Origin of the sequence: Sarcina ventriculi (genome assembly GCF_900456775.1) — a bacterium.
GTDB lineage: Bacteria > Bacillota > Clostridia > Clostridiales > Clostridiaceae > Sarcina > Sarcina ventriculi.
The window spans coordinates 1-14,503 of record NZ_UAUL01000004.1; the positions used below are offsets into that span (position 1 = coordinate 1).

Here is a 14,503-nt window from a genome sequence, read left to right on the forward strand (position 1 = left end):
ATGATAAGACAAAATGAAAGTGGTTTATGGAGTATATTTGTACCTGATTTAAAAGAAGGTATGAAGTATAAATTTGCTGTTACTAATGAAGATGAAACATGGACTGTTTTAAAAGCAGATCCCTATGCATTTAAATCTGAATTGCGTCCAGATACAGCATCTATACTGGTTAAAGAATCTAAATATAGATGGGGAGATAAAAAGTGGTTGAATAAGAGGGAGAAAATAAATCATTTTGAAACTCCTATGAATATTTATGAGCTACATTTAGGTTCATGGAAAAGAAATGATAAGGAATTTTTAACTTACGATGAATTGAGCAAAATATTACCTGAATATATTAAGGATATGGGTTATACTCATGTTGAAATTATGCCAGTAAATGAACACCCATTAGATAAGTCGTGGGGATATCAAATTACAGGATATTATTCACCTACTAGTAGGTATGGTGATGCTAAAGGATTAAAAAATTTAATTAATAATCTTCATAAAGAGGATATAGGTGTAATTTTTGATTGGGTACCTGGTCACTTTTGCAAAGATGAACATGGATTAGCTTATTTTGATGGTACTGCAACCTATGAATATGGAGCAAGTTGGAAATCAGAAAATAAGGGTTGGGGAACCAATAATTTTGATTTAGGAAGGCCAGAGGTAAAAAGTTTTTTAATATCTAATGCATGTTATTGGATAGATGAATTTCATGTAGATGGATTAAGGGTAGATGCTGTATCTAATATGCTTTATTTAGATTATGGAAGAAATTATGGAGAGTGGGAACCTAATATATATGGAAAAAATGGAAATTTAGAAGCTATAGATTTTTTAAAGAACTTTAATAAAACGGTAAAAAGCAATTTCCCGGGTGTGATAACCATTGCTGAGGAATCAACGTCTTGGGAAGGAATTACTGCATCAATTGAAGATGGGGGATTAGCTTTTGATTTTAAATGGAATATGGGATGGATGAATGATACTTTAAGATATATAGAAAAAGACCCTATATATAGAAAATATCATCATAATCAATTAAATTTTTCTATGGTATATAACTATTCAGAAAAATTTATATTACCTATTTCTCATGATGAAGTTGTTCATGGAAAAGGTTCTTTAATAGGTAAAATGCCAGGAGATAATTGGAATAAGTATGCTGGCTTAAGATTATATTCAGCGTTTATGATGGGACATCCTGGTAAAAAATTGTTGTTTATGGGAAGTGAATTTGGTCAGTTTGTTGAATGGCAAGAAAATCAACAATTGCAATGGCAAGTGATAGAAAAATATGATATACATCATAAAATTCATAATTATTTTAAGGATTTAAATAAGTTTTATCTGGAAAATAAAGCTTTGTGGGAATGTGATTATGATGTTGATGGATTCGAATGGATAGATGCTAATAATGCTGAAAAAAGTATATTGACATTTATGAGAAAAGGCAAAGAAAAAGAAGATACTTTAATATTTATTTGTAATTTTACTCCAGTTGTATATTATGATTTTGGGGTTGGAGTTAATGAGAAAGGAATCTATAAGGAAGTGTTTAATAGTGATAATCTTGCTTATGGAGGTTCAGATCAAATAATGAAAGAAGAATTTAAATCTATAAATGAATCATGGAATGAGAAACCATATAAAGTGCTATTAAAAGTACCACCTATGGCTGTATTGGTAATAAAAAAATGTGCTGAGTTAATTGAGGATGAAAAAATTTTAGCTGAAACATTGAGCAGTAAAAGTGAACTAACTAGTTTAGATGAAAATGAAGTTAAAATTATAGATAATAAATTTAAAGAAGAAAATTAGATATATAAAAGGAGCTTTGTTATGAGAGTTTTATTTGCGGCATCAGAAGCACATCCATTTATAAAAAGTGGCGGACTTGGAGATGTTATGGGTGCATTGCCTAAAGAATTAAGAAATTTAGATATTGATGCAAGGGTCATAATACCAAGATATAAAAATATAAGACAAGATTTTTTTAACGATATGGTGTATATAAGATCATTTAATGTTCATGTGGGATGGAGAAATCAACATTGCGATGTTTTTGAGTATACTTATGATAATGTTATCTATTATTTTATAGGTAATGATTATTATTTTAATAGGGATGAAATGTATGGGCATTTGGATGATGGAGAAAAATTTGCTTTTTTTAGTAGAGCAATTTTAAATTTTATTGGAGAGCATAATTGGTGTCCTGATATTATTCATTGTAATGATTGGCAAACTGGAATGTTACCAGTTATGTTAAGGGTAGAGTATTTAAGGAATAGCTTTTATTCAAATATAAAAACGGTCTATTCTATTCACAATTTACTATTTCAAGGTAATTTTAGTCCAAGCGTGCTTCCAGAACTGTTCGGTTATGACTATACCCTTTATGAAAATATGAGTCTAGAATTGAATGGGGCTGTTAGTTATATGAAAGGAGGAATAAATTTTTCAGATAAAATTTCAACTGTAAGTAGGACATATGCAGAAGAAATAAAAACGAAAGAATATGGAGAAAATTTAGAGGGATTACTAGTATATAGAGCTAATGATTTAGTTGGTATAGTAAATGGGATTGATTATAATGAATATAATCCAGCAGAAGATATTCATATTTGTAAGAAATATGGCATATATAATTTACATGATAAATCTGAAAATAAAAGGGATCTTCAATATTCTTTAGGACTACCTATTAATCATAATGTACCTGTTATATCAATTGTTTCGAGATTAACTAATCAAAAAGGTATTGATCTTATAATAAATTCTATTGAGCAAATTTTAGAAAGAGGAGCTCAATTGGTTATATTAGGAACTGGAGAAGAAAGGTATGAAAATTATTTTAGATATTTACAAGATAAATACAGAGATAAAGTTTCAGCCAATATAACATTTGATAATGCTTTAGCTCATAGAATTTATGCAGGATCTGATATGTTTTTAATGCCATCAATGTTTGAACCTTGTGGTCTTGGACAACTTATAGCTTTAAGATATGGAACAGTTCCTATAGTTAGGGAAACTGGTGGGCTAAAGGATACAGTTATACCATATAATAAAATAAGTGGAATTGGAAATGGATTTAGTTTTAGAGAGTATAAAGCAGAAGATTTATCACTTATTATGAATTATGCATTGGATTTTTATTATAATGATAAAAATGCATGGAACTCAATAATTAGTCAAGCGATTAATTCCAATAATAGTTGGCACAAATCAGCAAATGAATATAAAAATTTATATGAAGAAATTATTTGGGGATAATTTATTAATTAAAAAATGAAATGGGCATTTGAAATTTTAAATAATTAATAAAAGTTTTCAAAATATTATCAATTTAATGAGGGGAGGATGCTGTAGAATTAAAAATTTTACAGTAGTGTAATAATGATAACTACAATAGTATGTAGAGAAGATGGATGTGATAGCAACTGTTTTTATATAAGAGATAATGAAGAAAAGTTGCAATTAACGTGCATTAAATGTAATAAAACTTGGGAGATATCAAGAAGTAAGCAAATTTTCACAATACTATCCAATTGTTCTTCATGTAGCAATGAAACTTTTAAAGTATTTAAAGACACGGAAGGAGAAAATATATTTTTTAAATGCATTAAATGTGGAAATCCTCCTGAAAAAGTTTATATAGATGATGATGGAGTGCAAGTGTCTTACGAAGTTAAAATATTAAATGATATGAAGTATAATTTGTATAGGCTTAATGAAAATTTAAAGAATTTAGAAGAAAAAATTAATGGATTGGAAAGTGGACAAGATATTTTGGAGCAATCATTAGCATATGTGACAAAATTTCTATCTAATTAAATGATACTATCTTAAACTGTGTGATATATAAGCAATTATATCTGCAATTTAAGATAGTATTTATTTTTTTAAATGTTAATTAAATTTCCATAAATATTAAAAAAAATATAGAAATATGATTGTAAAGTGTAGAATTTTAAGGATTATTAGTATAAAAAAAATTATCTAAAAAATAATAATATAAAGTAAAATATGTTATAATATAGTTATAAATGAAAAGTTTAACATTTATATGGTTAAAGGAAGAATTTTGAGGGGAGATACATTACATGACAAAAAAAGAGATTGTAGCAATGATTCTAGCTGGAGGACAAGGCTCTAGATTAGGCGTATTAACTAAAGATTTAGCAAAACCAGCAGTTCCTTTTGGTGGAAAATATAAGATAATAGATTTCCCATTAAGTAACTGTTCAAATTCTGGGATATACACTGTGGGGGTGTTAACTCAGTATAAACCATTGGAACTAAATTCTCATATAGGAATTGGTGATACTTGGGATTTAGATAGAAGAAATGGCGGAGTTAGAATATTGCCACCGTATCAGAAAGAAAAAGGTGGAGATTGGTATAAAGGTACAGCAAATGCTATTTATCAAAATGTTGCATTTATAGAGATGCATGATCCTGAATATGTTCTTATATTATCAGGAGACCATATATATAAAATGGATTATGATAAAATGCTAGATTTTCATAAAGAAAAACAAGCTGACGCGACAATTGCTGTAATAGATGTGCCATTAAAAGAAGCTAGTAGATTTGGAATAATGAATACTAATGATGATTTATCAATATATGAGTTTGAAGAAAAACCAGAGAATCCTAAAAGTACAAATGCATCTATGGGAATATATATATTTAATTGGAAAGTTTTGAAACGAGCTTTAGAAGAGGATGAATTAGATGAATTATCTTCAAATGATTTTGGAAAAAATATAATTCCTAAAATGCTTGAAGAGGGAAGAAAATTGGTAGCTTATCCGTTCAAAGGATATTGGAAGGATGTAGGAACTATAGAGAGTCTTTGGGAAGCTAATATGGATTTGTTAAAAGATGAAAATGAATTAAGTCTTCATGATGATGAGTGGAAGATATATTCAGCTAATCCTGTTAGACCAGCACAATATATAGGACCAGAAGCTAAAATTAAAAATTCTTTAATAGTTGAAGGATGTATTGTTAATGGAATAGTTGAGAATTCAGTTTTATTTCAAGGTGTTCATGTAGGAGAAAATACAGTAATAAGAAATTCTGTTATAATGCCTAATACCATAATTGAAGAAAATTCAGTTATAGATAAAGCTATAATTGGCAGTGAAGTTCACATTTTAAGTAATTGTAATGTTGGAAATGGAGACAGTATTTCAGTTATAGCATCTAATGAGAATATAGAAGAAGTAATCAAATAACATTAATGGTAGGGGGAATTTAGAGAGATGAACAATTGTATAGGAATAATAAATTTAGATGAAAATGAAAGCAGAATGAGTGAGTTGGTTAAAAATAGACCATTAGCATCTGTTCCGTTAGCTGCTAGATATAGAATAATAGATTTTGTATTATCAAATATGACTAATGCGGGTATGGATTCTATAGGAATATTTACAAAAAATAAATCACGTTCATTAGTAGATCATTTAACTAATGGAAGACCTTGGGATCTTCACAGAAAAAAGCACGGGTTAAGAGTTTTTAACTTTGGAGATAAGGATCCACAATATGATGATATGTATAATTTTGCAGATAACATAGAGTTTTTGACAAAAAGCAGAAAAGAGTATGTTGTAATAGCACCATCATATATGATATGTAATATAGATTATAAAGAATTAATAAAATATCATAGAGAACAGGATAATGATATAACAATAGTATATAAAAATATTGCAGATGGAAATTCTAATTTTATAGAATGTGATGTTTTAAATATATTAGAAAATGGTATAGTCAAAGGTATAGGTAAAAATATAGGTAGAGAGCCTAATCTTAACATATCAATGGAAATGTATGTATTGAGAACTGACTTATTAATAGAAATGATTTATGAATGCATAAGGCAGGGAGTTTATAAAAAGGTTAAAAGTTATATAAGTTCAAACTTAGAGAATTTAAAGGTTGGTTCTTATAAATTTGATGGATATTTAAGCTGTGTAAATTCTTTAAGATCTTATTATAAAACTAATATGGATATTCTTATTCCTGAAGTATATACGGAATTATTTTTAGGAGACAGACCTATATATACAAAATCTAAAGATGAGTCTCCAACTCACTATGCTGAAAAAAGTATAGTTAAAAATTCGGTAATTGCAAATGGATCCTATATAGAGGGGACAGTTGAGAATTGTATAATAGGAAGAAGGGTATATGTGGCACCTGGAGCTGTGGTTAAAAATTGTGTAATAATGCAAGAAACAGTGATAGGAAATGATGCTAAAATTGACAGAGTGATAGCTGATAAAGCTTCTGTGATAAGGGAAGATGAGAAAGTAATAGGACTAAAAATGTATCCTGTGGTTATAAAAAAATCTACACTTTTATAAATAGATATTTAGAAATATTAAAATATTCTAGTTTAGATAAAAATTATGTATGTAATTCGGATAGATTGTTTAGAATTATATAAGTATGTTTAATAATATTAGAATTTATTAAAAAGGTCTAATTCAAAATTAGACCTTTTTATTTACAAGAAGATATGAAAAATTAGATGTTAAACTAATAATAGCTATAGTATGTAAAATTTATAGTAATTAATGAATTATTAATTATATCGTTAAAAAAATAAAAAAAATTTAATAATAATAGAAATAAAAATAAATCTATTTGCTAATATAATAATATATTGATTTTTTGATAAATAATGGTATAATAAACCTATATTTATAATTTAATGAGAAAAATGTTAAATATGAGTGAAGGGGGAAAGTTAATGGCGATTGTAAAAGAAAAAAAGAAAAAAAAATTTAGTTTTTTGAATGCAATTGAAAAAGTAGGAAACAAATTGCCACATCCGGCAACGATTTTCATAATTCTTTGCGTTGGAATAGTAATTTTATCCCATGTATTAGCTAAAATAGGTGTTCAAGTAACTTATACTGGAATGGATAGATCAGATGGTAATACAATAAAAGATATGACAGTTAGTGTACAGAGCCTATTAACAGCTGATGGAATTAGGTATATTTTCACATCGTTAATTACCAATTTTACCGGTTTTGCTGCGTTAGGAACAGTTTTAGTTGCTATGTTAGGTGTTGGTGTTGCTGAAGGCACAGGTCTTATAGGGACTGCTTTAAGAAAAATAGTTCTTAATACTCCTAAAAGTTTAATAACAGTTGTAGTTGTATTTGCTGGTGTAATGTCAAGTATAGCATCAGATGCAGGATACGTTATATTAATTCCTTTAGGAGCAGTAGTATTTTTAAGTTTTGGAAGACATCCATTAGCTGGTATAGCAGCAGCTTTTGCTGGTGTTTCAGGAGGATTTAGTGCTAATTTATTTCCAGGGTCTACGGATGCCTTGTTATCTGGTATGACTACAGAGGGTGCTAAAATGATTGATCCAACAGCAACTGTATCTGTAACATCTAACTGGTTTTTTCTTATAGCATCTACGATACTAATAACAATTATAGGAACTGTAATAACAGAAAAGATTGTTGAACCTAGGCTTGGAAAATATAAAGGTGCAATGGATGGATTTGAAGAGGATGCATTAAACCCATTAAATAAAAGAGAAAAAAGAGGTCTTAAATTTGCTGGGATATTTCTTTTAGTAGGAATTATATTTATAGGTTTTTTAACAATACCAGCAAATGCTCCTCTTAGAAATGCAGAGACAGGGGCACTTTTAAAATCTCCATTTATGGATAGTATAGTAGTTACCATAGCATTATTGTTTTTCTTAGCAGGTGTAGGTTATGGTATTGGTGCTGGAACTATAAAAAATGATAAAGATATAGTGGCACAAATGTCGAAGACAATGTCTACAATGGGAGGATATTTAGTATTAGTATTTTTTGCATCTCAATTTGTAGCTTATTTTGCCAAAACTAATTTAGGAACTGTAATTGCAGTTAAAGGTGCTAATTTCTTGCAAGCTACTGGAATTAAGGGTATACCATTATTAATAGGCTTTGTGCTTGTTACTGCATTTATAAATTTATTCATGGGATCGGCTTCTGCTAAGTGGGCAATAATGGCACCAATATTTGTACCAATGCTTATGCAAATGTCAATTAGTCCTGAGATAACTCAAATGGCTTATAGAATTGGAGATTCAACAACAAATATAATATCACCACTTATGACATATTTTGCTCTTATCGTATCTTTTGCAGAAAAATATGATAAGGAGTCTGGAGTTGGAACAATGATTTCAACTATGATACCATATTCTATGGCATTGTTAATAGGATGGTCAGTACTTTTAATAATTTGGATTATGTTTAATCTTCCATTTGGTATAGCATAAAATATATAGTAGCCTCATCAAGAAAATATTTTTGATGGGGTTATTTTTATGTGTTTTTGATTAATTAAATGAAAATTACAAATTAAAAAATAACTTAAAGAAATAATAATAAAAAAATAAAAAAATTATTATTAAAAAGTTGTTGACAAAGATTAAGTAAAGTGATAAGATAAAGAAGTCGCTTGAGGGCGACAAAGAAAAAAGAAAAACAATGGTCTTTGAAAATTAAACAGATAATTTAAGTAAACCAGCAATTCTTTTATAAGTAATATGAGTAGATTAAACTCAAATAAAAACTAAGAAATTAGTATATTTTAATTTGAGAGTTTGATCCTGGCTCAGGATGAACGCTGGCGGCGTGCTTAACACATGCAAGTCGAGCGAGAAAAGTTCTTCGGAGCTTTTCTAGCGGCGGACGGGTGAGTAACACGTGGGCAACCTGCCTCATAGAGGGGAATAGCCTTCCGAAAGGAAGATTAATACCGCATAACATTGTTGAAAGGCATCTTTTAACAATCAAAGGAGCAATCCGCTATGAGATGGGCCCGCGGCGCATTAGCTAGTTGGTGAGGTAACGGCTCACCAAGGCGACGATGCGTAGCCGACCTGAGAGGGTGATCGGCCACATTGGAACTGAGACACGGTCCAGACTCCTACGGGAGGCAGCAGTGGGGAATATTGCACAATGGGGGAAACCCTGATGCAGCAACGCCGCGTGAGTGATGAAGGTCTTCGGATTGTAAAGCTCTGTCTTTAGGGACGATAATGACGGTACCTAAGGAGGAAGCCACGGCTAACTACGTGCCAGCAGCCGCGGTAATACGTAGGTGGCAAGCGTTATCCGGATTTACTGGGCGTAAAGGGAGCGTAGGCGGATATTTAAGTGGGATGTGAAATACCCGAGCTTAACTTGGGAGCTGCATTCCAAACTGGATATCTAGAGTGCAGGAGAGGAGAATGGAATTCCTAGTGTAGCGGTGAAATGCGTAGAGATTAGGAAGAACACCAGTGGCGAAGGCGATTCTCTGGACTGTAACTGACGCTGAGGCTCGAAAGCGTGGGGAGCAAACAGGATTAGATACCCTGGTAGTCCACGCCGTAAACGATGAATACTAGGTGTAGGGGCCCCAAGCCTCTGTGCCGCCGCTAACGCATTAAGTATTCCGCCTGGGGAGTACGGTCGCAAGATTAAAACTCAAAGGAATTGACGGGGACCCGCACAAGCAGCGGAGCATGTGGTTTAATTCGAAGCAACGCGAAGAACCTTACCTAGACTTGACATGTCCTGAATTACCAGTAATGTGGGAAGTTCCTTCGGGAACAGGAACACAGGTGGTGCATGGTTGTCGTCAGCTCGTGTCGTGAGATGTTGGGTTAAGTCCCGCAACGAGCGCAACCCTTATTGTTAGTTGGTACCATTAAGTTGACCACTCTAGCGAGACTGCCCGGGTTAACCGGGAGGAAGGTGGGGATGACGTCAAATCATCATGCCCCTTATGTCTAGGGCTACACACGTGCTACAATGGCAAGTACAAAGAGAAGCAATACTGTGAAGTGGAGCAAAACTCAAAAACTTGTCTCAGTTCGGATTGTAGGCTGAAACTCGCCTACATGAAGCTGGAGTTGCTAGTAATCGCGAATCAGAATGTCGCGGTGAATACGTTCCCGGGTCTTGTACACACCGCCCGTCACACCATGAGAGTTGGCAATACCCGAAGTCCGTAAGCTAACCGTAAGGAGGCAGCGGCCGAAGGTAGGGTCAGCGATTGGGGTGAAGTCGTAACAAGGTAGCCGTAGGAGAACCTGCGGCTGGATCACCTCCTTTCTAAGGAAGAACATCTTAGGAAAACTAAGATGATAATAAAGAATGCTTCTTAAATATCTGTTTAATTTTGAAAGACTAAGTTCTTTCAAAATTATGTTCTTTGAAAATTACACATAAGTATTAATAAATAAAGTAAAGCCAATTAAATTTACTATTCTTTGTAAAATTGATTGCAACTATCTAAAAGATAGAAACAAAGGTCAAGCTACAAAGGGCGTATGGTGAATGCCTTGGCATCAGGAGCCGACGAAGGACGTGATAAGCTGCGATAAGCTTTGGGTAGACGCACATAGTCTGAGATCCAAAGATTTCCGAATGAGGAAACTCACATGGGAAACCTCATGTATCGTTAACTGAATAAATAGGTTAACGAGGGTAAACCTAGGGAACTGAAACATCTAAGTACCTAGAGGAAGAGAAAGAAAAATCGATTTTCTAAGTAGCGGCGAGCGAAAGGGAAAGAGCCCAAACCGGAAACTTGTTTCCGGGGTTGTGGATAGAACATAACGAGAAACTATAACTAATTGAAGAGAGCTGGAAAGCTCTACCGTAGAAGGTAATAGTCCTGTAAATGAAAGTTAGAGTAATCAAGTTCTAATCCAGAGTACCACGAGACACGTGAAACCTTGTGGGAAGCAGGGAGGACCACCTCCCAAGGCTAAATACTACCTGATGACCGATAGTGAAGCAGTACCGTGAGGGAAAGGTGAAAAGAACCCCGGGAGGGGAGTGAAATAGAACCTGAAACCATATGTCTACAACCGATCAAAGCACCTTATGTGTGCGATGATGTGCTTTTTGTAGAACGAGCCAACGAGTTACGATATGTAGCAAGGTTAAGTACTTAAGGTACGGAGCCGAAGGGAAACCAAGTCTTAATAGGGCAACTAGTTGCATGTCGTAGACCCGAAACCGGGTGACCTATCCATGGCCAGGTTGAAGCGAGGGTAAAACCTCGTGGAGGACCGAACCACGTTGCTGTTGAAAAAGCATGGGATGAGCTGTGGATAGCGGAGAAATTCCAATCGAACTCGGAGATAGCTGGTTCTCCTCGAAATAGCTTTAGGGCTAGCGTCGAATATGAGTAATGGAGGTAGAGCACTGAATGGGCTAGGGGGCATAGCGCTTACCGAACCTTATCAAACTCCGAATGCCATATACTATAAGTTCGGCAGTCAGACTACGAATGATAAGATCCGTGGTCAAAAGGGAAACAGCCCAGATCGTCAGCTAAGGTCCCAAAGTGTAAGTTAAGTGGAAAAGGATGTGGGATTTCTAAGACAACTAGGATGTTGGCTTAGAAGCAGCCACTCATTAAAAGAGTGCGTAATAGCTCACTAGTCGAGAGATCCTGCGCCGAAGATGTTCGGGGCTAAAACTTACCACCGAAGCTACGGGCTTGAATTTATTCAAGCGGTAGAGGAGCGTCGTAATCGGGCTGAAGTCATACCGTAAGGAGTGGTGGACTGATTACGAGTGAGAATGTTGGCATTAGTAGCGAGATGTAGGTGAGAATCCTACAGGCCGAATACCTAAGGTTTCCTCAGGAAGGCTCGTCCGCTGAGGGTTAGTCGGGACCTAAGCCGAGGCCGAAAGGCGTAGGTGATGGACAACTGGTTGATATTCCAGTACCACTACCATCGTTATTATCGATGGCGTGACGCAGGAGGATAGTGTGTGCTAGCTATTGGATGCTAGTCTAAGCATTTAGTCAGTTACAATAGGCAAATCCGTTGTAATAATGATGAGATGTTATGGGGAAGGTTCTACGGAACCGAAGTACATGATTCCACGCTGCCAAGAAAAGCGTCTAGAGAGAGAAGTAGTGCCCGTACCGCAAACCGACACAGGTAGGTGAGGAGAGAATCCTAAGGCCGGCGGAAGAATTGCAGTTAAGGAACTCGGCAAATTGATCCCGTAAGTTAGCAATAAGGGATGCCTATGAGAGTAGGCCGCAGAGAATAGGCTCAAGCAACTGTTTAGCAAAAACACAGGTCTCTGCTAAAGCGTAAGCTGATGTATAGGGGCTGACGCCTGCCCGGTGCTGGAAGGTTAAGGGGAACACTTAGCGTAAGCGAAGGTGTGAACTTAAGCCCCAGTAAACGGCGGCCGTAACTATAACGGTCCTAAGGTAGCGAAATTCCTTGTCAGGTAAGTTCTGACCCGCACGAATGGCGTAATGACTTGAGCACTGTCTCAACTGCAAATCCGGCGAAGTTGTAGTACCAGTGAAGATGCTGGTTACCCGCGATTGGACGGAAAGACCCCGTAGAGCTTTACTGTAGCTTAGCATTGAATTTCGGTATTGTCTGTACAGGATAGGTGGGAGACTGAGAGACTAGGGCGTCAGCCTTAGTGGAGTCGACGTTGGGATACCACCCTGATAGTACTGAAGTTCTAACTGGCGGCCATGAATCTGGTCACAGGACATTGTTAGGTGGGCAGTTTGACTGGGGCGGTCGCCTCCTAAAAAGTAACGGAGGCGCCCAAAGGTTCCCTCAGAACGGTCGGAAATCGTTCGAAGAGTGCAAAGGCAGAAGGGAGCCTGACTGCGACACCCACAAGTGGAGCAGGGACGAAAGTCGGGCTTAGTGATCCGGTGGTACCTCGTGGGAGGGCCATCGCTCAACGGATAAAAGCTACCTCGGGGATAACAGGCTGATCTCCCCCAAGAGTCCACATCGACGGGGAGGTTTGGCACCTCGATGTCGGCTCGTCGCATCCTGGGGCTGAAGTAGGTCCCAAGGGTTGGGCTGTTCGCCCATTAAAGCGGCACGCGAGCTGGGTTCAGAACGTCGTGAGACAGTTCGGTCCCTATCCGTCGCGGGCGTAGGAAATTTGAGAGGAGCTGTCCTTAGTACGAGAGGACCGGGATGGACTGACCTCTGGTGTACCAGTTGTTCCGCCAGGAGCACAGCTGGGTAGCTAAGTCGGGAAGGGATAAACGCTGAAAGCATCTAAGCGTGAAGCCCACCTCAAGATGAGATTTCCCATAGCATAAGCTAGTAAGACCCCTTGAAGAACACAAGGTTGATAGGTCAGAGGTGTAAGTATGGTAACATATTTAGCTGACTGATACTAATAGGTCGAGGGCTTGACCTAATTAACTTTATGTTAATACTTAGTGTAATTAAAAAAATAAAAAAAGTATTGACAAGGTAATTAATTTGTTATATAATAAGAATGTAATTGATGTTATAAATTATATGGTGATAATGCTCTTTAAGGTAACACCCGTTTCCATTCCGAACACGAAGGTTAAGCTTTTAGAGGCTGATGGTACTGCATGGGAGACTGTGTGGGAGAGTAAGTGGTTGCCAGGTTTATGGATCTTTAGCTCAGTTGGTTAGAGCAACCGGCTCATAACCGGTAGGTCCGGGGTTCGAGTCCCTGAAGGTCCACCATATTTGGGGGTATAGCTCAGTTGGGAGAGCACCTGCCTTGCACGCAGGGGGTCAAGAGTTCGAATCTCTTTACCTCCACCAAAAAGAACTACTTTGATTTAAGTAGTTCTTTTTTTTATGCAATAAATTATAAAATATGTGTGTAAATTATGTTGAAATTAACGTATAATAAAAGTATATTATAAAGATTATTTAATGGTATAAAATGCATAAAGAGATATTGTGATAGGAAGTGTATTTGTTATGGTGGGGTTAGAAGAGCTACGAGACGAATTGGTAGAGTTGAAACTAAAGAAAAGAAGATTTGTATTAGCTAATAAAGATACAAAAGAAGTTGATAGATTAATACATTTGATTGAACAACAAATTATAGAGTTAGATAGTATTCAAGTCATGTAAATAATTTTTTTATGCAAACTGTTATAGATAAAGCCTTTAAGGCTTTATCTATTTTTTATTAATAAAAGTATTTTGATTAATATTACAAATATTTACTTTAAATTAAAATAATGCTATAATTTTTTTAAACTAAATACTTTAATAACTAATTTATGGTTGTAAGAAATGGGGGTTTATATGAAAAAAACACAATTTGAAAATAATAATATTGTAGAGTTGGATGATGATTTAATGAATTATAAAAATGAAATTAGTGTTAGTTTTAATGAGGATAAAATAAAATTAAAAAATAAAAAAACAGAAAAGAAGTGTATAAAAGAAAAGTTAGTTAATGATTACAAACATATTATTAGTAATGAATCGGTTAATTTTAAAAATTTTGTAACAGATTTAGATGAGTATCTTTTTAAAGAGGGAACCCATATGAGTTGTTATAAGTTTATGGGGGCGCATTATGTTACAGAAAATAGAAAAAAGGGATTTAGGTTTACCACATGGGCTCCAACTGCCAGTAAAGTTATAGTTGTTGGAGATTTTTCTAATTGGGAAAAAAAAGAAGAATATGAG

The 14,503-nt window shown here is 34.9% G+C and carries 6 protein-coding genes, 2 tRNA genes, 3 rRNA genes and 1 pseudogene; all 12 read left to right on the forward strand.

The window, feature by feature from the left end:
* Positions 1 to 1,812: 1,4-alpha-glucan branching protein GlgB (glgB, locus tag DR020_RS03900; RefSeq protein ID WP_112365338.1), on the forward strand; the 1,812-nt coding region annotated here is incomplete at its 5' end.
* 21 nt (positions 1,813 to 1,833) lie between these two features.
* On the forward strand, positions 1,834 to 3,270 hold the full coding sequence (glgA, locus tag DR020_RS03905; protein ID WP_112365339.1) for a glycogen synthase GlgA: 1,437 nt from the start codon (positions 1,834 to 1,836) through the stop codon (positions 3,268 to 3,270).
* Positions 3,271 to 3,393: 123 nt separating this feature from the next.
* Positions 3,394 to 3,831 carry a hypothetical protein gene (locus DR020_RS03910; protein WP_055260271.1) on the forward strand — a complete coding sequence of 146 codons (438 nt, stop codon included), beginning with the start codon at positions 3,394 to 3,396 and terminating at the stop codon, positions 3,829 to 3,831.
* A gap of 269 nt (positions 3,832 to 4,100) precedes the next feature.
* Entirely contained in the window at positions 4,101 to 5,240 is a 1,140-nt protein-coding gene (locus tag DR020_RS03915) for a glucose-1-phosphate adenylyltransferase (RefSeq protein WP_055260272.1), read from the forward strand.
* A gap of 27 nt (positions 5,241 to 5,267) precedes the next feature.
* Positions 5,268 to 6,374, forward strand: a complete 1,107-nt coding sequence (gene glgD, locus DR020_RS03920; RefSeq protein WP_055260273.1) for a glucose-1-phosphate adenylyltransferase subunit GlgD — start codon at positions 5,268 to 5,270, stop codon at positions 6,372 to 6,374.
* A gap of 389 nt (positions 6,375 to 6,763) precedes the next feature.
* Positions 6,764 to 8,308: an AbgT family transporter gene (locus tag DR020_RS03925; RefSeq protein ID WP_112365340.1), complete on the forward strand. Its 1,545-nt coding sequence runs from the start codon at positions 6,764 to 6,766 to the stop codon at positions 8,306 to 8,308.
* A 315-nt stretch (positions 8,309 to 8,623) separates the two neighbouring features.
* Positions 8,624 to 10,133: ribosomal RNA gene (locus tag DR020_RS03930) — 16S ribosomal RNA — on the forward strand.
* A 198-nt stretch (positions 10,134 to 10,331) separates the two neighbouring features.
* Positions 10,332 to 13,235, forward strand: a 23S ribosomal RNA gene (locus DR020_RS03935).
* Positions 13,236 to 13,338: 103 nt separating this feature from the next.
* Positions 13,339 to 13,456: ribosomal RNA gene (gene rrf / locus DR020_RS03940) — 5S ribosomal RNA — on the forward strand.
* The 16S, 23S and 5S rRNA genes sit together here with 2 tRNA genes alongside, the layout of an rRNA operon.
* 4 nt (positions 13,457 to 13,460) lie before the next feature.
* Positions 13,461 to 13,537 (forward strand) — tRNA-Ile (locus DR020_RS03945).
* Positions 13,538 to 13,542: 5 nt separating this feature from the next.
* Positions 13,543 to 13,618 (forward strand) — tRNA-Ala (locus DR020_RS03950).
* 495 nt (positions 13,619 to 14,113) lie between these two features.
* Positions 14,114 to 14,503 (forward strand): annotated as a pseudogene (locus DR020_RS12405) (hypothetical protein); the annotation flags it as partial.